The organism is Micromonospora sp. C41, from assembly GCF_018070485.1.
GTDB lineage: Bacteria > Actinomycetota > Actinomycetes > Mycobacteriales > Micromonosporaceae > Micromonospora > Micromonospora chalcea.
This window is the reverse complement of the sequence record NZ_JAGPXP010000026.1, coordinates 20,809-41,890: the sequence shown is the minus strand read 5'-3', so window position 1 is coordinate 41,890 and position 21,082 is coordinate 20,809. Positions and strand designations below refer to the sequence as shown.

General features: G+C 70.7%; 13 protein-coding genes. 7 read left to right on the top strand and 6 right to left on the bottom strand.

The annotated features are described in order from the left end of the window. Nucleotides 1-25 precede the first annotated feature (25 nt). Both KBX43_RS24020 and KBX43_RS24015 read left to right on the top strand, forming a co-directional pair. Nucleotides 26-1,516, top strand: a complete 1,491-nt coding sequence (locus KBX43_RS24020) for a phosphatase PAP2 family protein (RefSeq protein ID WP_113973381.1) — start codon at nt 26-28, stop codon at nt 1,514-1,516. A gap of 4 nt (nt 1,517-1,520) precedes the next feature. Then, on the top strand, nt 1,521-2,318 hold the full coding sequence (locus KBX43_RS24015) for an endonuclease/exonuclease/phosphatase family protein (RefSeq protein ID WP_064447211.1): 798 nt from the start codon (nt 1,521-1,523) through the stop codon (nt 2,316-2,318). Between the two features lie 229 nt (nt 2,319-2,547). Here the strand turns inward: KBX43_RS24015 and KBX43_RS24010 are convergent, their stop codons facing one another. Continuing rightward, the gene (locus KBX43_RS24010; protein ID WP_043325553.1) at nt 2,548-3,510 is read right to left on the bottom strand and encodes a TIGR03557 family F420-dependent LLM class oxidoreductase; all 963 of its coding nucleotides are present in this window, start codon (nt 3,508-3,510) and stop codon (nt 2,548-2,550) included. Between the two features lie 293 nt (nt 3,511-3,803). On the opposite strand from KBX43_RS24010, the gene KBX43_RS24005 reads away from it, so the two are divergent. Further along, nucleotides 3,804-5,192, top strand: coding sequence for a cellulase family glycosylhydrolase (locus KBX43_RS24005; protein ID WP_210887250.1), 1,389 nt, complete (start codon nt 3,804-3,806; stop codon nt 5,190-5,192). Nucleotides 5,193-5,279: 87 nt separating this feature from the next. On the opposite strand, the gene KBX43_RS24000 is transcribed toward KBX43_RS24005, so the two are convergent. Genes KBX43_RS24000 through KBX43_RS23985 form a run of 4 tightly spaced genes read right to left on the bottom strand, consistent with a single transcriptional unit; the run spans nt 5,280 to nt 10,711 of the window. Next, entirely contained in the window at nt 5,280-7,490 is a 2,211-nt protein-coding gene (locus KBX43_RS24000; RefSeq protein ID WP_210887249.1) for an alpha-galactosidase, read from the bottom strand. Next, nucleotides 7,487-8,368, bottom strand: a complete 882-nt coding sequence (locus KBX43_RS23995; protein WP_013284905.1) for a carbohydrate ABC transporter permease — start codon at nt 8,366-8,368, stop codon at nt 7,487-7,489. Before KBX43_RS23995 ends, KBX43_RS24000 begins: the two co-directional genes overlap by 4 nt. Then, nucleotides 8,365-9,321: a carbohydrate ABC transporter permease gene (locus tag KBX43_RS23990; RefSeq protein WP_064447215.1), complete on the bottom strand. Its 957-nt coding sequence runs from the start codon at nt 9,319-9,321 to the stop codon at nt 8,365-8,367. The genes KBX43_RS23995 and KBX43_RS23990 overlap by 4 nt, the downstream gene beginning before the upstream one ends. A gap of 22 nt (nt 9,322-9,343) precedes the next feature. Then, on the bottom strand, nt 9,344-10,711 hold the full coding sequence (locus KBX43_RS23985) for an ABC transporter substrate-binding protein (protein WP_247677678.1): 1,368 nt from the start codon (nt 10,709-10,711) through the stop codon (nt 9,344-9,346). A gap of 243 nt (nt 10,712-10,954) precedes the next feature. Between KBX43_RS23985 and KBX43_RS23980 the strand changes: the two genes are divergently transcribed. Together KBX43_RS23980 and KBX43_RS23975 are read left to right on the top strand one after the other, a co-directional pair. Then, nucleotides 10,955-12,964, top strand: coding sequence for a beta-galactosidase (locus KBX43_RS23980; protein ID WP_210887248.1), 2,010 nt, complete (start codon nt 10,955-10,957; stop codon nt 12,962-12,964). A 35-nt stretch (nt 12,965-12,999) separates the two neighbouring features. Next, on the top strand, nt 13,000-13,776 hold the full coding sequence (locus KBX43_RS23975) for a DeoR/GlpR family DNA-binding transcription regulator (protein WP_030501763.1): 777 nt from the start codon (nt 13,000-13,002) through the stop codon (nt 13,774-13,776). An 18-nt stretch (nt 13,777-13,794) separates the two neighbouring features. Here KBX43_RS23975 and KBX43_RS23970 read toward each other — a convergent pair whose 3' ends face one another. Then, complete coding sequence (locus tag KBX43_RS23970; protein WP_210887246.1) at nt 13,795-14,367, bottom strand: hypothetical protein; 573 nt, start codon at nt 14,365-14,367, stop codon at nt 13,795-13,797. Nucleotides 14,368-15,039: 672 nt separating this feature from the next. Here KBX43_RS23970 and KBX43_RS23965 point away from each other — a divergent pair. Together KBX43_RS23965 and KBX43_RS23960 are read left to right on the top strand one after the other, a co-directional pair. Further along, nucleotides 15,040-19,194, top strand: coding sequence for a hypothetical protein (locus KBX43_RS23965; protein ID WP_210887243.1), 4,155 nt, complete (start codon nt 15,040-15,042; stop codon nt 19,192-19,194). Continuing rightward, entirely contained in the window at nt 19,191-20,999 is a 1,809-nt protein-coding gene (locus KBX43_RS23960; RefSeq protein WP_210887240.1) for a response regulator, read from the top strand. The genes KBX43_RS23965 and KBX43_RS23960 overlap by 4 nt, the downstream gene beginning before the upstream one ends. The last annotated feature ends 83 nt before the right edge of the window (nt 21,000-21,082 follow it).

Sequence of the window (21,082 nt, the reverse complement as noted above, 5' to 3'; positions counted from 1 at the left end):
CGCAGAGGAACGAGGGAGGTGCGGTGTGACCGCGGTCAAGGAAGCCGGGCGCCGGCCGCTGGGCCATTTCGCCGAGCGGAGTCTGGCGGGCCTGCTCGCCGTGGCCGGTGCGGGAGTCGGGTTCGGGCTGCTCCTGATGCTCGTCCGGTTCCGCTGGAGCCCGCTGCGCGACGCCGATCATGCGGCGGCCGAGTGGTTCAACGGCCTGGTGGCGCCGCACGGCCCGCTGGTCACGGTGCTCCAGGCGATCACCGACCTGGGCGGCCGGCCGGTGCTGATCTGGCTGGTCACCATCGCGGTGGTGGGTCTGCTGATCCGCCGCCAGTCCCGGCTGGCGGTCTACCTGATCGTCACCGGCGTGGGCGGGCTGATCCTCGACCCGTCGCTCAAGGCGCTCGTCGGCCGGCTGCGCCCGGTGGTGGACGTGCCGATCGCCGACGCCCCCGGCAACAGCTTCCCCAGCGGGCACGCGCTCGGCTCGTTCGTCGCGTACGGGGCGCTGCTGCTGGTGTTCCTGCCGGCCATGTCGCCGCGCTGGCGCAAGCCCGCCATCGCCGTCGCCGCCGTGCTGGTCTTCCTGGTCGGGCTGACCCGGATCGCGCTGGGCGTGCACTTCGTCTCCGACGTGATCGGCGGCTGGCTGCTCGGCGCGGCCTGGCTGGGCGTCACCGCGTACGCCTTCCGGTTGTGGCGGCGCGAGCGCGGCCGGCCGGTGCCGCCGCTGCGCGAGGGCCTGGAACCGGAGGCGGGCGAGGAGCTGGCGCTCGCGCCGGACGAGGAGAAGGTGCTGGAGCACCCCCGCTCCGCGGTGGCCGAGCTGCTGGTCGGCTGGGTGCTCGTCTTCGGCGCGCTCTACGCGTTCGGCATGTTCGTCAGCTACCACGCCAAGGGCACGTTCTTCGACACGCTCGACACGAAGGTGCCGCGCTGGTTCGCCGAGCGGCACACCGACGCGCTCACCGACCTGAGCTGGTGGTGGAGCAAGTTCGGCGACACGCACGCCATCCTGCTGGTGTCGCTGGTGTTCTGCCCGATCGTGCTGGCCGTGTGGCGGCGCTGGCGGCCGGTGCTGTACGTGGTGCTGGCGATGTTCGGCGAGCTGAGCCTGTTCCTGGCCAGCGCCCGGGTGGTGGACCGGCCCCGGCCGCCGGTGGAGAACCTGGACGGGCAGATGCCCACCTCGTCGTTCCCCTCGGGGCACATCGCGGCCACCATCTGCCTCTGGGCGGCCATGGCGGTCATCGTGTTCCCGCGTACCGACAGGTGGTGGCGGTGGCTGTTCGTGGGCATGGCCGTGCTGATGCCGGTCGGCGTGGCCACCTCCCGGATGTACCGGGGCATGCACCACCCGACCGACTTCATGGGCGCGATCCTGCTCGGCGCGCTCTGGCTGTCGCTGCTGTACTGGGTGATCAAGCCGAACGCCGACGTGGACGAGGGCAACCAGCCGGCGATCGAGTCCGAACAGGTGGACGAGCTGGACGACGAGCTGGCCAAGGCCGCGCGGCCGGACTGAGCCGATGCTGCGGGTGATGACCTGGAACATCCGGACCGGCGGGCGGGACGCGGGCGGCGCCGACCGCCGGGACCGGATCGTCTCGGTCGTCACCGCGCAGCGCCCCGACGTGCTGGCGTTGCAGGAGCTGCGCGGCATGGACGCCACGCTGGGCGGGCTGGCCGAGCGGCTCGGGATGGCGGCGTACCTGGCCCGGTCCTGTCTCGGCCAGCCGGTGGCGGTGCTGGTCCGCCCGCCGCTGCGGGTGCTGCGCGCCGGCCGGGTCCGCCGCCCGTTCCACCACGCCGCCGCCCGGGTGCAGGTCGCCACCGGCGCGGGACCGCTGACCGTGCTGAGCACGCACCTGTACCCCTACTCGGGTGGGCGGCGGCGGATGGAGGCGGACTGGCTCGCCGCCGCGCTGCGGCGGACCGGGGGAGAGCTGGCGCTGCTGGCCGGGGACCTGAACACGCTGGAGCCCACCGTCGACCACACCGCCCGGCTGGCCGGGCTGGCCACTCCGTACCGGCGGCGGCACCTGCGCCGCGACGGCCGTACCGTGGACACCCGCGCGGTGGCCCGGCTGCTCGACGCCGGGCTGGTGGACCTGTGGCCGCGTTCCGGCGGCGACGAGCCCGGCGGCCGGACCGTGCCGACCCGGCACGGCGGCGCCGAGTTCGCCGGGATGCGGCTGGACTATCTGCTCGCCACCCCGGCGCTGGCCGACCGGGTACGCGCGGTGCGGGTGGTCCGCGACGGTGACGCCGACTCGGCGTCGGACCACTATCCGGTGCTGGCCGAGGTGGACCTCACGGCCGGCTGAACGACGCGCCAGCCCAGACCGAAGGCGTACGTGGGCCGGGGGCGCAGCCACCCCGTTCTGGTGCCGCCGCCGAGCGCGCCGGGCCGGGTGCTACAGGACCAGGTTGAGCAGCACGGTGAGCACCACCGAGGCGACGATCGAGAAGAGGATCATCAGCAGGCAGCCGAGCCCGCCCCCGGCGGGCCGGATCTCGGTGTTCCCGATACGCATGGCGTCAACTCCTCAGCGGTCACAGCTCCCGCAGCCGGGGCAGCAGCTCCTCCTGGGCCCAGTCGAGGAACATCGGCTGGGTGTCGCCGCCCACCTGGACCAGCGCGACGTGGGTGAAGCCCGCCTCGACGAACTTCTTGAACGCCTCGACGTGCCGGTCGGTGTCCGGGCCGCAGGAGATGCCCTCGGCCACGTCCTCCTCCCGGACGAACCGGGTGGCCGCCTCGAACGACTCCGGGCCGGGCAGGTCGGCGTTGACCTTCCAGCCCAGGCCGAACCAGCGGAACTGGTCGTGCACGATCTTGCGGCACTCGTCCTCGTCCGGGCCGTAGCAGATGGCCACCTGCCCGTAGCGGGGGCGGCCCGCGCCACCGGCCTCCTCGTACATGTCGATCAGGTGCGACAGCGGGTCGGTGGCGATCATCGCGTCGGCGTACTCGGCGGCAAGCGTGGCCGACTGTCGCCCGGACGCGGCCACCGCCATCGGCACCGGCCGGTCCGGGCGGTCCCAGACGTACGCGTCGGGCACGTCGAAGTGGTTGCCGGAGAACGTCAGCGTCTCGCCGTTGAGCAGCGGCCGGATGATCTGCAACGCCTCCTCGAACATCTCGTGCCGCTGCTGCACGTGCGGCCATCCGCCCACCACGTGCTCGTTGAGGTTCTCCCCGGCGCCGAGGCCCAGCGTGAAGCGGCCGTCCGAGAGCACCCCGATGGTGCTGGCCTTCTGCGCCACCACGGCCGGGTGGTACCGCCGGATCGGGCAGGTCACGAACGACATCAGCTCCGCCCGGCTGGTGGCGTGCGCGACCGCGCCGAGCACCGACCAGGCGTACGGGGAGTGGCCCTGCGATTCCAGCCAGGGGTAGTAGTGGTCGGACATGACCAGATGGTCGAAGCCGGCGGCCTCGGCGCGTACGGCGTGGTCGACCAGTTCCTTCGGGCCGGCCTGCTCGCACATGAGGGTGTAACCGACGTTGACCATGGCACGTCTCCTTCCCGGGCGGATCGTCCCCGGATACCCCGCCCGGCGCGGGTCAACCCTGCTGTCCGCTTTCGCATTCGTCTCTTAACCGGTTCAGCTCATACAGCGCGTCAAGCGGTGTCGCCTCCCGGCTGATCCTGCTTAACCGGTTGCCTCACGCCTTCCATCGTCCTACGCTGATGCCTGCGTCCGTTCGGGAACCGGGCGGCGGCTACCGGGCTCAGTCGCCACCACCCTCTCACCGTCACCGCACCCCCGCTCGGGCACGGGGGATCCTTCCCCTGAGGACAGCCATGAAGAAACTGCTCTCCGTCGCGGGCGCCGCCCTGCTGACGGCCCTCGCCGCCGTCTTCGCCCTCGGGCAGCCGGCCCAGGCGGCCACCGGCTTCTCCGTCTCCAACGGGCGTCTCTACGACGCCAACGGTGTCGAGTTCGTCATGCGTGGCGTCAACCACGCGCACACCTGGTACCCGCAGCAGACCAGCTCGTTCGCCAACATCAAGGCGCTCGGCGCGAACACCGTCCGGGTGGTGCTGTCCAGCGGCGACCGCTGGACGAAGAACAGCGCCGCCGACGTGGCCAACGTGATCTCCCTGTGCAAGAGCAACCGGATGATCTGCGTGCTGGAGGTGCACGACACCACCGGGTACGGCGAGGACGGCGCCGCCACCACGCTGGCCAAGGCCACCGACTACTGGCTGAGCATCGCCGACGTGCTCAAGGGCCAGGAGAGGTACGTCATCGTCAACATCGGCAACGAGCCGTTCGGCAACCAGGGCTACAGCGCCTGGACCACCGACACGTCGAACGCGATCAAGCGGCTGCGCGCCGCCGGCCTGACCCACACGATCATGGTGGACGCGCCGAACTGGGGCCAGGACTGGTCGTTCACCATGCGCGACAACGCCGGCACCGTGTTCGCCGCCGATCCGCAGCGCAACACCGTCTTCAGCATCCACATGTACGGCGTGTTCGACACCGCCGCCGAGATCAGCGACTACCTGGGCCGCTTCCGTACCGCCGGGCTGCCCATCGTGGTCGGCGAGTTCGGGTTCAACCACTCCGACGGCAACCCGGACGAGGACGCCATCATGGCGTACGCCCAGGCCAACGGCATCGGCTACCTCGGCTGGTCGTGGAGCGGCAACGGCGGCGGCGTGGAGTACCTGGACATGACCACGTCGTTCAACCCGGCCCAGCTCACCAGCTGGGGGCAGCGCATCTTCAACGGCGCCAACGGCATCGCCGCCACCTCCCGTGAGGCGTCGGTGTACGCGAGCACCACCCCGACCGCCAGCCCGACGGTCAGCCCCACCGTGAGCCCGACGACCAGCCCGACCGTCAGCCCGACCCCGCCGCCGCCCACCACGCCCCCGCCGTCCGGTGGCTGCACCGCCACCTACACCGTCGCGAACTCGTGGCAGGGCGGCTTCCAGGGCGAGGTCAAGGTGACCGCCGGAGCGGCCGCGATCACCGGCTGGACGGTGCGCTGGACGTACGCCAACGGCCAGTCCGTCACCCAGGCGTGGAACGCGAGCGTCAGCAACAGCGGGTCGGCGTACACCGCCCGCAACGTCGACTACAACGGCCGCCTCGGCGCGGGCGCGAGCACCACCTTCGGCTTCATCGGCAGCTGGCAGGGCACGAATTCCACCCCCGCCGTGACCTGCACCCCCGCCTGACCCTCTCGTGCGTGATCAAGGAGTTTGTGTCCCGTTCGGACGCCTGCGGTGACACAAACTCCTTGATCACCGGGGTGGGGCGCGGGGTCAGGCCGCGACCACCTCCAGGAGGAGGGCCTGTTCGGGGTGCAGAGCCGGCAGTTGCAGGCCGACCGAGGTCAGCACCGAACCGGTCACCGTGATGCCGTCGCCCGGCCAGGCCAGCCAGCCCGGCGGGGACAGCTCCAGCATCGCCGGCTCCGGCGCCTCGGCGGGCGGACGGACCCGGTAGCGCCGGGCCGGGTCCAGCCCTGGGAGCCGCACCGCGCCCGGCACCTGCGCCGCCGAGGTGGCGACCCGGCTGACCGCGTACACCGCGTGGTCGCGGTCGTGGGCGACCACGCCGTGGGCCTGCACGGCCGGGTCCGGGTGGTCGACCCGGACCACCCGGCCGCCGTGCAGCAGCGGGCGCAGCCGCTTGTGCAGCGCCACCCAGGCGGCGAGCTCGGCCCGCTCGGTCGCGTCGATCGCGGTGATGTCCCACTCGATGCCCTGGTGGCCGAACAGCGCGGTGACCGCCCGGAAACCCAGGTCGTGCACGCGGTGCGTGGTGTGCGAGCGCTGCGGCCCGATGTGCGTGCCGATCAGCTCCGGCGGCAGCAGCAGGCCGGTCCAGCGCTGGATGGACAGCCGTTCCAGCGCGTCGTTGCAGTCGCTGGCCCACACCCGGTCGGTGCGGCGCAGGATCTCCAGGTCGACCCGGGCGCCGCCGGACGAGCAGCTCTCGATCTCGACGCCCGGGTGCCGGGCGCGCAGCTCGTCCAGCAGCCGGTAGACCGCCCGGGTCTGCGCGTGCACCCCGGGCCGTCCGGCGTGCCCGGCCTCGGTGAGGTCGCGGTTGTGGTCCCACTTCAGGTACGCGATCCCGTCGTGCTCGCTCAGCACCGCGTCGAGCCGTTCGAGCAGGTACGCGTACGCGTCCGGGTTGGCCAGGTCGAGCACCTGCTGATGCCGCCACGGTGGCGGCAGTCGGTCCGGCGCCTGGAGCACCCAGTCCGGGTGGGCGCGGAACAGGTCGGAGTCGGGGTTGACCATCTCCGGCTCCACCCAGAGCCCGAACTGCATGCCGTGCCCGCGTACGTGGTCGATCAGCGGCTGCAACCCGTCCGGCCAGACCTCGCCGTCGACCCACCAGTCACCGAGCCCGGCCTGGTCGTGCCGCCGGCCCCGGAACCAGCCGTCGTCGAGCACGAAGCGTTCCACGCCGACCTCGGCGGCCGCGTCGGCGAGCGCCCGCAGCCGGTCCAGGTCGTGGTCGAAGTAGACCGCCTCCCACACGTTCAGCGTCACCGGCCGCGGTGTGCGCGGGTGCGACGGGCGGGCCCGCAGGTGCGTGTGCAGCGCCTCGCTGAGCCCGTCCAGCCCGTCGGTGGAGTGTGCCGCGTAGAGCAGGGGAGTGGCGTACTCCTCGCCCGGCCCGAGCACCACTTCGCCGGGCGCCAGCAGCTCACCGCCGCCGAGCGTGGACTCGCCTGTCGGGCGGCGCTCGGCGGCGGTGACGTGGTCGCCGCTCCACGCGGTGTGCACCGCCCACACCTCGCCGTGCCGGAAGCCGAACCCGGCGGTGCCCGCGACCAGCAGCAGCGTGGCGTCGTGGCCGGTGCGGCCGTGCCGCCCCTCGCGCACCCACGCGCCCATCGGCCACGGGTGCCGCTGCGGCGCGCGTTCCCGGCACCACCGTCCGGTCAGGTCGAGCAGTTCGGTGGCGACCGCCGGCACCGGCAGCACGGGCGTCAGTTCCCGCAGCTCGTACCGGCCGTCGCCGTCGTTGCGCAGCCGGTGCCGCAGCGTGAGCACGCCCGCCGGGTCCAACGTGATCTCGACGGTCAGGCTCAGCGCCGCGCCCGGGTCCGCCGCCCGCACCACCACCCGCCCGGAGGAAAGGAAGGGCCCCTTGTTAACGCGTGGTGCATGTAAAGGGGCCCCTCCTAACAGGTCGGGCGACTGCGCTGCGGGCTCGTCGTGCACGTCGAGGCCGGTGAGGCGGAACGCGGTGGACCAGTCCCGGCCGTCGCGGTGACCGGCGAGACCGGGCCGCCCGCTCCACCCGGCGCTCGCCTCGGGCAGCAGCGACAGCACAGTGGGCGCGTCGAAGCTGCTCGGCACCACCGGCGGAACCGTGGCGTCGACGAGCGCCGGCAGGTCCTCGTCGGGCAGCGGGCCGAGGTCGGCGCCCCAGTGCACGACCCGGGGCAGTCCCGGGCCGCGTGCGTCGAGCACCAGGCTGGTCCGCGCGCGGCGCAGGTGGACGATCGTCATCCCTTGGAGGCTCCCAGCGTCAGACCCCGGACGAACTGCTTCTGCAGCAGGAAGAAGATCACCAGGGTGGGGATCGCGACCAGCACCGAGCCGGCCGAGACCAGGTTGTTGTCGGTGAAGAACTCGCCGCGCAGGTTGTTCAGCGAGCTGGTGACCGGGAACTTGTCGCCGGTACGCATGAGCACAGTGGCCCAGAAGAACTCGTTGTAGATCCAGGTGACCTCCAGCGTGGCGAGCGCGGCGAGCGCCGGCCGGCACAGCGGCATCGTCACCTGCCAGTACTGCCGCCACACGTTCGCCCCGTCGACCATCGCTGCCTCGTACAGCTCGTGCGGCAGCGCCTTCATGTAGTTGCTGAGCACGAACACGCAGAAGCCGCACTGGAACGCGACGTTGACCAGGATCAGTCCCCAGTAGCTGTCGTACAGCAGCTCCGAGTCGCTCATCCAGGCCGGCAGCGGGATCTCGGTGAACATCCGGAACAGTGGGATGAGCAGCGCCTGCTGCGGCAGCAGGTTCGCCGCGGTGAACAGGCCGAGCAGCGCGATGTTGAGTTTCCAGCTGAACCGGGCGATCACGAACGCCACGCAGGAGGCGAGGAAGAGCGTGAGCAGCACCGCCGGGACCGTGATGTACGCCGAGTTGAGGAAGTGCTTGCCGAACTCGGCGGTGCGCCAGGCGGTGACGTAGTTGTCGACGGTCCAGCCGCCGAGCGACACGTAGCCGTTGGCGGCGGTGTACTCGTAGGAGCGGAACGAGGTGAGCACGGCCCACAGGATCGGGAACAGCCAGCCCACTGCGACCGTACCCAGGAAGAGGTGCAGGACGACCCGGGCGGGCCGCACGGGGCGGCGGCGGCCGGCGGAGACGGCGGTCATCGCTTGTCCTCCCGCATCACGGTCCAGAGGTAGATGGTGATGAAGACGAGCGAGACGGCCAGCATGATCGTCGCCAGCGCGGAGCCGAAGCCGATCCGGCTGGCCTCGCCGACCACGTTCTGGGTGACCAGCGCGGAGATCAGCTCCAGCCCGTTGCGGCCCTTGTTGATGACCCAGACCAGGTCGAACGCGCGCAGCGACTCGATCACCGTCACCACCAGCACGATGATGTTGATGGGGCGCATCACCGGGAAGACGACCCGGAAGAACGTGCTGGTCTCCGAGGAGCCGTCGACCGCGGCGGCCTCCCGCAGGGACGGGTCGACGCCCTTGAGGCCGGCCAGGTAGAGCAGCATGATGTAGCCGACGTGCCGCCAGCCGGCCGCGACCAGCACGGCCCAGATGTTGACGTTCGGGTCGCCGTACCAGTCGGTCTCGCCGCCGAACACGCCGTTGAGCAGCCCCTGGTCACGGCTGTAGATGAGCTGCCAGACGAAGCCGATGAGCGCCAGCGACAGCACCACCGGCAGGTAGAGCGCGGTCTGGTAGAAGCGGCTGCCGCGAATCTCCTTGTCCAGCAGCACGGCGAGGAACATGCCGAACGGGGTGGCCACCACGAACAGCGCGGCCAGCCAGAGCAGGTTGTTCTGCACCGCGGGGACGAACGGCGGGTAGATGTTCACCACGTCGTCGTAGTTCTTGAGGCCGACCCACTCGATCTCGGAGACCGGGCCGATGCCGTCCCAGTTCGTGCCGGAGAGCAGCACCGTCGCCACCGCGGGCAGCCAGACCAGGCCGGCGACGAGCAGCAGGGGTACCAGCACCATGAGCGTGATGACCACGCGGTCGGTGCGGGACAGGAGCCGTAGCCGGCGACCGCGACCACCGTTGCTGGTGGTCGCGGCCGGCGGCGGCACGGCGCGATCCGCTTGGATCAGGGGCAGGTCGGACATGATGTCCTTCCCCCTTCCGCCGTCAGCTGGTGAAGATCGACTTCTTCTGGTTCTCGATGCTGGTGAGCAGCCCGCCGATGTCCTTCGGGTCCTTGATGAACTGCTGCAACGCCGGGATCATCACGGTGGAGGCGAAGTCCGGCCGGGTGTCGCGGTCGAGGAACTGGGCGATCTCGGTGGCGGAGCCGACCAGCTCGGCGGCCTTCTTCTGCAGCGCGGTGTAGGCACCGGTGTCCGCGCCGCTGTTGGCGACGAGCGTGCTCGGGTCGTTCTTCACAGTGATGTCCGCGGCCTCCTTCGAGCCCAGGTACGTCAGCAGCTTCTCCGCCGCGTCCTTGGACTTCGGCTTGCGGGCCATCATGTAGCCGTCGATCGGGGCGTCCAGGGCCTTCGCGCCGATGGTGGAGTCGATCTCGGGGAACGTGAAGAAGTCCAAGTCCTCCAGGTCGGCGCCGCTGAACTGCTGGCCGACGAACAGGCCGAGCAGGTACATGCCGCTCTTCTTCTGCTGCAGCGACTGGGCGGCCTCCTGCCAGGTGCGGCCGAGCGAGTCCGGCTGGTGCAGGGGGAGCAGCCCGGCCCAGGTGTCGAAGACCTTCTTCACCTTGTCGGAGGTCCACGCCTCCTTGCCGGCCATCAGGTCGATGTGGAACTGGTAGCCGTTGATCCGCAGGTTGAGGATGTCGAACGTGCCCATCGCCGGCCAGCCGTCCTTGTCGGCGAACGCGATCGGGTTCAGCCCGTCCTTCTTCATCTGCGCGCCGAGCGTGTTCAGGTCGTCCAGCGTCTTCGGCACCTCGTAGCCGCGCTGCTGCCACACCGACTTGCGGTAGAAGACGGCCCACGGGTAGTACGACGCGGGCACGAAGTACTGCTTGCCGTCGTCGCCGGTGGACGCCTTCTTGAACGCGTCGGAGTAGCCGTCGAGCTTGCCCCACACGTCGCTGAGGTCACCGGCCAGGCCCTTTGCCGCGAAGAACCGCATCCGGTAGCCGGCGAACCAGGTGAACACGTCGTCCGGCTTGCCCTGCAGGTAGTTGTTGATGTTCTCCTGGAACGTGTTGTGGTCGACCGTGTTGATGTTGACCGTCACCCCGGAGGACGTCTTGAAGCCGTCCATCACCTTCGCGACGACGTCCTTGGGCTTCGGGTCCGACTGGTTCGAGCCGACCGAGACGCTCTTGGCGTCACCGCCGGATCCGGAGTCCGAGTCGCCGCAGCCGGCGAGCAGACCGGTGCCGAGCAGCGCTCCCGCGCCGGCCGCGCCGGCGAGCAGCGAGCGCCGGTTCAGGCCGGCGACGGACGGGGGTACGAGCCGGGCGAGGTATTCGGCTTGCGAGCGGGGACGGGACATGGTGCCTCCTGCGTGGAAGAGGTGCGCTGCGCTCATGGACCGTGATCGTTGGCGGTGAGCGGTGTCGTGTCGGTCGCGGTAGATCCACCGAGAATCCACACGTCCGAACACAAACAGCCGGTGGCGCTTGAAGCTACCCCTTGGCGCGGCGCTGTCAAGAGGGCAAAAAGGCGACGCCGTTGGTGGTAAGGCAGGGCAAAGAGCCGGTAAACGTTGGAACTTCAGTCGATGTTGGAAAGTGTTGACTTGGGTGCTGTTCGGGGGGCAACCTCTGCTGTCATGCGGAACTGGCACGGCGAGGGCATCTGGTACGGCGCCGACTACAACCCGGAGCAGTGGCCCGAGCAGACGTGGACCGAGGACGTCGAACTCATGCGACGGGCCGGCGTCAATCTGGTCTCGGTCGGCATCTTCTCCTGGGCCCTGCTGGAGCCCACCCCCGGTCGGTACGTCTTCGACTGGCTGGACCGGGCGATCGACCTGCTGCACGACGGCGGCATCAGCGTCGACCTGGCCACCGCCACCGCCAGCCCGCCACCGTGGCTGGCGCACCGGCACCCGGAGACGCTGCCCCGCCGCGCCGACGGCACGGTGCTCTGGCCCGGCGGCCGGCAGGCGTACTGCCCCAGCTCGCCGGTGTTCCGGGACCACTCGCTCGCCCTGGTCGAGGCGGTCGCCCGGCGGTACGCGCGGCACCCCGCCGTCGTGCTCTGGCACGTCTCCAACGAACTCGGCTGCCACAACGTGCACTGCTACTGCGACGTCAGCGCCGAGGCGTTCCGCGGCTGGCTGCGCGAGCGCTACGGCGACCTCGACTCGCTCAACGCCGCCTGGGGCACCGCGTTCTGGAGCCAGCGCTACCACGACTGGGCCGAGATCAACCCGCCGCGTACCGCGCCGACGTTCGCCAACCCGACCCAGCAGCTGGACTTCCTGCGGTTCTCCTCCGACGAGCAGCGCGCCCAGCTGCGCGCCGAGCGGGAACTGCTGAACCGGCTCGTCCCGCAGCCGGTCACCACGAACTTCATGATCGGCACCGGCATCAAGTACCTGGACTACCACTCCTGGGCCGCCGACGTGGACGTGGTCGCCAACGACCACTACCTCACCGCCGCCGACCCGCAGCCGCAGGTCAACCTGGCGCTCGCGGCCGACCACACCCGGGGCGTGGCAGGCGGCGCGCCGTGGCTGTTGATGGAGCACTCCACCAGCGCCGTCAACTGGCAGCCCCGCAACGTGGCGAAGACACCCGGTCAGATGCGCCGCAACAGCCTCGCCCACGTCGCGCGCGGCGCCGACGGCGTGCTGTTCTTCCAGTGGCGGGCCTCCCGGGCCGGCGCGGAGAAGTTCCACTCCGCGCTGGTGCCGCACGCCGGCCCGGACACCAAGGTGTTCCGCGAGGTCTGCCGGCTCGGCGCCGACCTGCGCGCGCTCGCCGAGGTACGCGGCAGCCGCGTCGACGCCGACGTGGCCATCCTCTTCGACTACGAGGCGTGGTGGGGCGCCGAACTCGACTCCCACCCGAGCGTCGACGTCACCTACACCGACCGGTTGTCCGCGCTTCACTCCGCGCTCTGGCGGGCCGGGATCACCGCCGACGTGGTGCACCCCTCGGCCGACCTGTCCCGCTACCGGCTCGTCGTGGTGCCCACGCTCTACCTCGTCCGCGACGCCGACGCCGACGCGCTGCGCCGGTTCGTGGAGGCCGGCGGCACCGCTGTGGTCACCTACTTCAGCGGCATCGTCGACGAGCACGACCACATCCGGCTCGGCGGCTACCCCGGCGCGTACCGCGACCTGCTCGGCGTACACGTCGAGGAGTTCTTCCCGCTGCGGGCCGGCGAGACGGTACGCCTCGACGACGGCGCCCGCGCCGACGTGTGGACCGAGTGGCTGCACGCCGACGGCGTGGAGGTGCTGGCCGCGTACGCCGACGGGCCCCTGCCCGGCGTGCCGGCGCTGACCCGCAACACCGTCGGCGCGGGCGCGGCCTGGTACGTCGGCACCCGGCTCGACGACGAGGCCACCGACCGGCTGGTGGCCCGGTTGCTGGCCGAGACCGGCGTCCGGCCGCCGGTGAGCGCGCCGACCGGGGTGGAGGTGGTCCGCCGCCGCGCGGAGGACCGGAGCTGGCTCTTCCTGATCAACCACACCACCGAGCCGGTACGGTTGCCGGTCACCGGCGTCGAGCTGCTCGGCGGCGCCCGCTGCGACGGCGAGCTGGAGGTGCCGGCGGGGGAGGTGGCGGTGGTCCGCGAGGAGCCCGCGCCGGCGCCCGTGAGCGCCTGACCGCAACCCTGCCGTTCGCGCCGATGGAGGTCCACATGCTCGCCCAGCAACGGCAGAGCGCCATCCTGGAGTTGATCCGCCAGAGTGGCGGCGTCCGGGTCAGTCACCTGGTCAGCCGCTTCGGGGTGTCCGACATGACGATCCGCCGCGACCTGGAGGTGCTGGCCGAACGCGGCCTGATCGACAAGGTGCACGGCGGCGCGACGCTCGCCGGTCCCGGCTCCACCGAGGAGCCCGGCTTCGCCGCCAAGTCGGTCCGCCAGCAGGCCGAGAAACGCGCCATCGTGGAGCGGGCCGCCGGCCTGGTCGAGCCGGGGATGGCGGTGGCGCTGTCCGCCGGCACCACCACCGCCGCGCTGGCCGCGCGGCTGGCCGAGGTACGCGGGATCACTGTGGTCACCAACTCGATACCGGTGGCCGACGCGCTCTACCAGAACCCCCGCGCCGATCAGACAGTCGTGCTGACCGGCGGCATCCGTACCCCGTCGGACGCGCTGACCGGCCCGGTCGCCGAGGCGGCGATAGCCGCGCTCAACGTCGACCTGCTCTTCCTCGGCGTGCACGGGATGAGCCCGCGTACCGGGTTCACCACGCCGAACCTGCTGGAGGCGGCGGTGAACCGGCGGCTGATCGGTTCCGCCCGGCGGCTGGTGGTGCTGGCCGACCACACCAAGTGGGAGACGATCGGCATCGCCACCATCGCGCCGCTGGAGGAGGCCGACATGCTGATCACCGACAGCGGCCTGTTGCCGGAGGCCCGACGCCAACTCGGCGAGCAGGTCGGCGAACTGGTGGTGGTCCGGGCGGACTGAACGCCGGTCCGAGTGTCACTAAGCCGACTGACCGTCGGCGGGATGATCAATAGCAGACTCGTCCGGCGTTGGCCGGCTGCGAAGCACGCCGGCGAGAAGGTAGATCGAGATGCCGGTGGCCACGAGTCCCACCGCCCAGACGGCGCCCAGGCCGACGACCGTCGCCAGGTGCGGGTGGGTGAACGTCGGCCGGAGCGTCCAGCCCAGGGCCAGGACGGCGGCGCCGGGAAAGCAGATCAACAGCGGAATGAACCAGTCCAGGACCCGGTCCGGCCGCCGATTCGCCTGTGACCAGGCGGCCCAGCCGAGTCCGCCCGGAATCCGGGGCGAAAGTTCCTCGTTGATGTACCGCGTCGTCCAGCGCATCGCCGTCCGCTGCCCCACATATCTCCCGCAGAGTAGATATGAGCTGAGCGGCACGATGAGCAGTACCGGTAGCAGGCCCGGACTCGACAGGGCGAAAGCGACGATTGCGCTCGTCAACGTCAGTTGAAGGGCCAGGATCTGTTGCTGAAACTTCGCCCGCGAATCTATCTCCGCGCGAAGCGACTGGTACTCGGCCAATGCTCCGTTGACGTCAGAATCGGTCACCCTTTGTCCTCTCGCCCGCAGTGACCGCGCGGCGGTCGCCACGCACCGTTCACCAACTTGTCACCGCTTCGATTCATCCCGGTAGTGTGGCGGAAAGTCTCCACGCGGGCGATCGAGCGGAGATGAGGCATGATTCTCCTCAACTTTGGCACGCGACTCAATGCCCGGTCCTGGGTGAACGCCCTGAACGCGCACGCCGACTTCCTCGCCGAGGCCACTGTCTCACCAGGTAATTTCGCAGGTCAGCGCATTGTCGTAGATCTCTCAGAAGTCGGTTTTGCCGATTTCGTGAGCTTGGGCCACCTGCTCATCTTCCTCCGGGCCGCGACCAATGCGGGCGCGCAGTTCTCGGTTGTGCCGCCCCATCCGGGTACGCTGGCGCACGAGTCCTCCGGCGACGCCGCAGCCGGCCTGCGGAGGCTGGCCCGGCGCAACTGCCAGCTGTACCTGGAGCAGACCGGATTCCAGGCCGCCTTCACCGAATTGCGCGGCCGGGTCGAATTCGATTCGTCGCGTGATGCCCGGCTCCTCCCCATCACCGACAGTTCACAGCCTGCGGAGGGGGATGAACTCGGGCAACTGCCGAAACGGCGTCGGCGTATCCTGCCCTATCGCTGGGTGGCGGTCGAGGGCGCCCGCGGCTTGACCGAGTCGGATGCAGCATCGCGCTGGGTGGGCGACCTCAAAGACCTGGGCCTTTCCGAGGAACAAGCGGCGGCCTTCGGCACCGGAATCATCGCCGAACTGCTGGAGAATGCGGCCGAGCATTCCGAGTTGGTGGCCGACGGCCTGGACCAGCCGCAGATTCTCCTGGGTGGCGTGATCGTGCCTCCGGAGACCTACCAGGACCGTGGCGGGGACCTCGACGAGAGCCTGGGGGATCTGGTGACCAGGGCTGCCGCGGTTCCGAGCCCGCTGGTGCGACTGGTCGTCGCGGACGCCGGCGTCGGCATGGTCGGTGAACTCGTGGTCGGCTCCGATCCCGGTCCGGCGACCGTGCAGCGGGCCATCCTGACCACGCTGGACCGCCGGCAACCTGCGCGGACACCGAACGGATCGATTGATCACCACGCCCGGGGACTATGGAAGGTCGCCCGCCTCGCCCGCGGTTACCAGGGCGGCCTGCTGATCGCGTCGGGCGGTCAGGTGGTCACCCGGACGTTCGGGAACCAGCCGAGCCACCAGGACTCGGCTCGCAGTCAGGCCGCCGCCATCGCCGGCACGCTCGTCGAGTGCGCGGTGCTGCTGCAACCGGACGACCGCCGGCTCGGCGCGGAGGAGGTGGCGACCCCGCCGCGAACCACCGGTCGCGAGGACGGTCGTCCTGACCTGCACTGCGTGATCGCGTCGCTGCGCCGCCGCCGCGGGCTCACCGGCGCCGATCTACAGAGCGTGCGGCGGGAGTTGAGCCGTCGGCCCACCGCCACCAGCGGCCTGGTCATCGCCATCACCACCCCGGACGGCGACGTGCCGCCCGACGATGTCGACATCGGCGCCGCGATCGCCCAGGTCCTGACGGTGGCGAACACCCAGGACGACCTCGGCGTGGTGGTCCTGGCCTTTCCCGGCGTCAATCGGCAGATGATGTCCGTCGCCGTGGAGTTCCTCAACGCCGGCTGCGGTCCCCGGGCGGTCGACGTCCCGGCCGACCGGCGGTCACCGATCCTGGTGCTCGGGCCGGACAACCGGCACTTTTGGGTGGGCGGCAGCGAGACCGGTCGGCAGATTCTCCGCCGCCTGTCGGGCGCGCAGCGGCCCGTGCACCTGCACGACCTGGCGGACGGCGGGAGCCCGGCCGACGTGTTGCCCGCGATCCGCGAGCTGCAGAACCGGACCGGTGCCCTGCACGCCGAGCACGACGTGCTCCGCCTGCGGATCAAGCCGCAGGACGCGATGAGCGCCCTGGCGAACTACGTCGGCCAGGAGCTGCGTACCGCCATCCAGGACGCCACCACCGACGGTGTGGTCCAGGGCGTGTTCCTGACCCCGAACCTCAGGGTGACGAACCGCTGGTGCGACCTCGGGCGCGTCCTCGCGGGGCTGGATCTCGGCGGCCTGGCCGGCTACGCGCTCGCCGCCCTGATGGAGGACCGCATCGGCCGCTTCGACCGGAAGACCGCGCCGCTCGTGGTACGGGTCGGCAACGCGCCCCACGCGATGGTCGCGGCGTTCGCCCGCTCGTTCACCGGCCACGACCGATACCTCAACTCCCTGGAGGACGTACGGCTGGAGCGAGCCCGCCGAGGCACGGAGGGCGCGCCCCGGGTGTTGCTGATAACCGACCTCGCGTCCAGCCGACGGACCCTCAAGCACGCGCTGCTGGAGGTCGTCGACCGCGACATGGTGCCCGTCGCCGCCGCTGTCGCCGTCGACACCGGCGCGCACGAGGACCCGGGGGAGCCGGGCGGGGTTCTCTTCCTCAACCGCCGGATGCCCATGATCAGCCTGGCGCAGGTGGACATGAGGGTGGCGGACCCGCCTCCGCGTACGCCGGACCCGATCGACCCGGTGCTGCGCCGGCCCACCACCGGTCACCGCGTCATGCCCCGGGCGCTGGTCGACCAGGACACGTACGTCTGCGCCATGGAGCGGGCCAACGCCGCCCGGCTCGGTCACATCGAACGTCCGGCCGAGCGGCACTACACGGCGTACGTGGACCCCACCCGCCTGTTCCGGCAGCGGGACTGGGCCGAGATGGTGAACAGGCACATCACCCGGCGGGTCAAGGACATGGATCGGGTGGCCTTCGGCGGCGCCGCGGCCCCCGCGCCGGTGTGCGTCCTCTACCCTGAGGGTACGGTCGACGACCTGCCGCAGGTCGCCGGGATCGTCGCCGACGCGCTGACCCGGGCGGGCGTTCCCGTCGTGGCGATGCTGGGCGTTCCCCGGGCCCCGCTCGGCGAGCGGTGGTGGTATCCGGGCACGGTCAAGCTACCCGCCGGGGCGCAGCATGCGGTGATCATCGACGCCGGCGCGGGCAGTACCCGCACGATTGGTCACCTTCAGCGCATCGCCACGAGTGAGGGCATCTCGGCGATCAGCGGATTCCTGCTGCTCAACGGCCTGCCGCACGACGACGCGCTGGTGCTGCACCAGCCCAGCAGCATCTCCCGCGCGCGGGGCGGATCCCGGCGGGAGCGAGTCCCGGTCGCCCTGCACTACGTGGCCCGGACGGCGATGAGCGGTCTGGGGCGCTGGTCGTGCGACATCTGCTCGTTGCGCCGGACCTACGACGAACTCGCCATGCTGGTGCCGATCCCGGTCCGGCTGGAAGCGCACCGGAACTGGCTGCTGCGGCTGCTGGAGCCGCGTTCCAAGCGGTCCGCGTTCGAGGAGCAGGCCACCGACCTCTTCGGCGCCCACGTGGGACCCCGGGACTGCACCGAGTACCTGCGCTGGCGATTCGAGCTGCGCGAGGCGAACGTGGACACCCTCCAGCGCCGTGCGGTCACCGTCAAGCTGGAGGCGGCCCGCGTGGAGACGGTGGTCAGGGACGCGCTGATCCGCCTCCTGGTCGCCGAGGCCCACTGGCTGGGTTCGGCGCCGCTGTGGTTCCCGGAGTGCAGGGACACCATCGCCGAACTGGCGCTCTCGCTGCTGACCAGCGACTCCGCGCGATCGGACGACGCGATGCTGCGGGTGCAGGCGGTGATCCTCCTGGCCAAGGTCTCGGTGATCACGTTCGCCGACCAGCTCAGCCGGATCCTGCACGACAACCGCTACGACGAGCCCGTCGTCCTGCAGGTGATGCTCGAGGCGCTTCGCCTCGTGGCCGCCGTCCGGTCGCCGAACCGGTACTCCCGGGATCTGGTGATCAATCCGATCGTGCAGCGACTCGTACGGCTGGAGGACGAACTGCGCGGGTACGGCTCGGACCGCGCCGAAAGGCCGTCAGTGCTGACGCCCAACCTGGTGCGCTACGTCCTGTCACACGGGCAGCGCATCGTCGCCCCCGAGCCGGCCGACCCGCAGACCGCCTGGGCCGCGCTGCGGGGCAACAGGCGCTCGGTGGCCGACCACGACTATGAGAACGCGATGTGGCGCGTCATCCAGAACGTCACGCTGGTCGGCCGGGGACGCCTGCCCGAGGATCTCGACGGCGTCCGGGAGGACTGGGCGATCTGCAGCAACTTCCTCAACCTCGACGTGCTGCCGAACATCTACCTGCTGCGCAACGCGCTGTTGACCCGTGACACCGCGGCGGGACTAAGCCGGGACGACGCGGACCGCTTCGCGGAGGTGGTCAACACCGCGTTCGGGCGCAGCGCGGTGGACGAGACCACAGTGCAGCTGGACGCTCTGGTGGATCGGGCGAGGGCCAGCGTCGGACGGGCGCCGCACGACGTCGACCAACTGCTCCGCGACCTGCAGTGGTGGCACGACTTCTTCCTTCCGGCCACCGGCGCCGGCATCCATCAGGTGGTCGACCGGTGCCCGACCGATCTCGTACGGGTCCTGCGCGGCACCTTCCCCGACCATCAGGTGCTGCTTCCGGACGGCGAACGGCTCCTCCAGGTCTTCTGCACCCGGCGGCTCGTCAAGGACGTGTTCACGCACATTCACATGAACGCCGCCAAGGTGCACCGGGTCGAAGGCAGCGAACAGCGTATCGAGGTCGCCGTCGAGATCCGGGATCCCCGGTTCGTGACCGTGTCGGTCCGCAACGACGGCAGCCGGCCGTCGCGTCGGGGCGGGGGACGCGGCCTGAGTTCTCTCAAGGACGAACTCGCCGCCTTCGGCGGGCGGATCCAGCCGGTCGATCCCCCGGCGGAGTGGGCGACGTTCTGTGTCGAGGTCACGTTCGAGCGGTGGAGGCTGTCGACATGACGTTGGAGATCCGAGGGCTGCTGGTCGACGACGAAGCCGGCAACACGCCCGTCATCCGCGACTCCATGAACCTGGAGTTCGAGGAGATCGGGATGAGGGTCAGCTGGACAGTCGCCTCGGACGCGACCTCCGCCCGGAAGAAGATCCGGGACGAGCCCGCGTTCGAGTTCGCCATCGTCGACTACGGCCTGGGTGAGGGGCAGCAGAACGGCATCGCCGTGGTGGAGGCGCTGCGGGCGCGGGGCGCGGACACCTACGTCCTCGTCATCACCGGTCTCGGAAACCACTATCCGAACTTCCGAGAGGAGGCGATCAGAGCCGGCGCGGACGAGGCGGTCATCCGGTCCATCCTCAACATGGGCCGCCAGGGCGGCATGACCTTCCGCGACCTGGCGAACAAGGTGCGCCTGCATGTGGCCCGCAAACGCGACTTCGAAGGACTGAAGGTCACCTTCACCGACGACGATCTTGCGTTGGAATCGACTCTGCACCAGGTCGGCAGCCCGAATCCGCCGGGAGCGGACTCGGTGGCCATCGGCAAGGACATCGTGCGCAGTCTGGCCCTGGACTGCCTCGCCCCCGACTACCGGCCCGGCGCCACGGCGCTCGCCGTCGGCTACCTGGCGCCTGGGCGGTCCGGCGCGTACGTGTGCCGGGTCGACCACCAGGAGGGGTTGGCCACCACCTCGTACGTCCTGAAGATCGGCCTCGACCGGCGCGCGCTCGAGTTCGAGCTCGCCGCCAACAAGAAGGCGTTGCATCTGCTCGGCGCCGGTGACCTGGTCGGCTTCTCCGGTCAGATCCGCAGCCACCAGGAGTCCGGCTATCACGCCATCGCCGCCCGGCTGGCGACCGGCGCGCAGACCCTGGCCGACTGGCTGGACGACGCCACCGCGGAAGAGGCGGGACACGTCGCCCGTATCCTCTTCGGCTCTCAGCTGATCAAGTTGTTCGCCCCCGGGCAGCGAGAGACGAGACCGTTCGACGAATGGCTGGCGGCGACGCCGGTCCTGCGCCTGCGGGTGCTCGACACGCTGACCCTGTACGGCGACATTTTGGCGACGGTGCGGGCGGAGGCGGGCGAGGTGCCCGGCGAGTCGGCGGCCTGCGACGTCCTCACCACCTTCGTCAACCACGGGCTCCTGCCCGGCGGGCTACGTCCCGAAGGGACGACGACCTACATCGACGCCTTCGGCGACCTGCACTCCACCAACGTGCTCGTGTATCCGGCGCCGGACAACCGGCCCGTGCTGGTTGACGCCTCCATGTACGGGCCGCACCACTGGGCCACCGACGCGGCCCGGCTGGCGGTGGACCTCGTCCTCTCCGTGCGGCGGGCGGGGGTGGCCTCGCTGGACTGGGCGGACACGGTCGAAGTGTCGGCATACGTTGCCGGCCTGTGCCGGACCGCCAGGTCCGGGCGCCAAATTCCGCCGGAAGATTCGGTCGACGCCTTCATCGGTCACGTGGTCGACAACCTGCCGACATACGTCAACGCGGAGAAGCTGCAGATGACCAGTGAACAGTGGCACTGGCAGTGGCACGCCGCGTTGGCCAAGGAGCTGATCCGCCAGGGCACCCGGGCCGGGCTGCCCGCTCCGCGGGCGGTGGCGGCGCTGAGCGCCGCGGTGCGGCAGCTGACCTACGCGGCGGACGCCTTCCGCCGGATCGACTACGCCGGCCGGACCGCCGCCGGGCCGCCGCCCGCCTGCGCGGCGACCGAGCCAGACGCCACAGTGCCCCGGCCGAGAGCAGGCGGGTCCGGGGTCGAGCAGGGAACGGACGCACCACCCCCACGGTCCTGATCGACGTGCCATTCCGACCGGGTGCCCCTCACAGCCACTTCTCAGTCGCGGCATTTAGGGTGCCCTGACGAAGCGTCCGACGG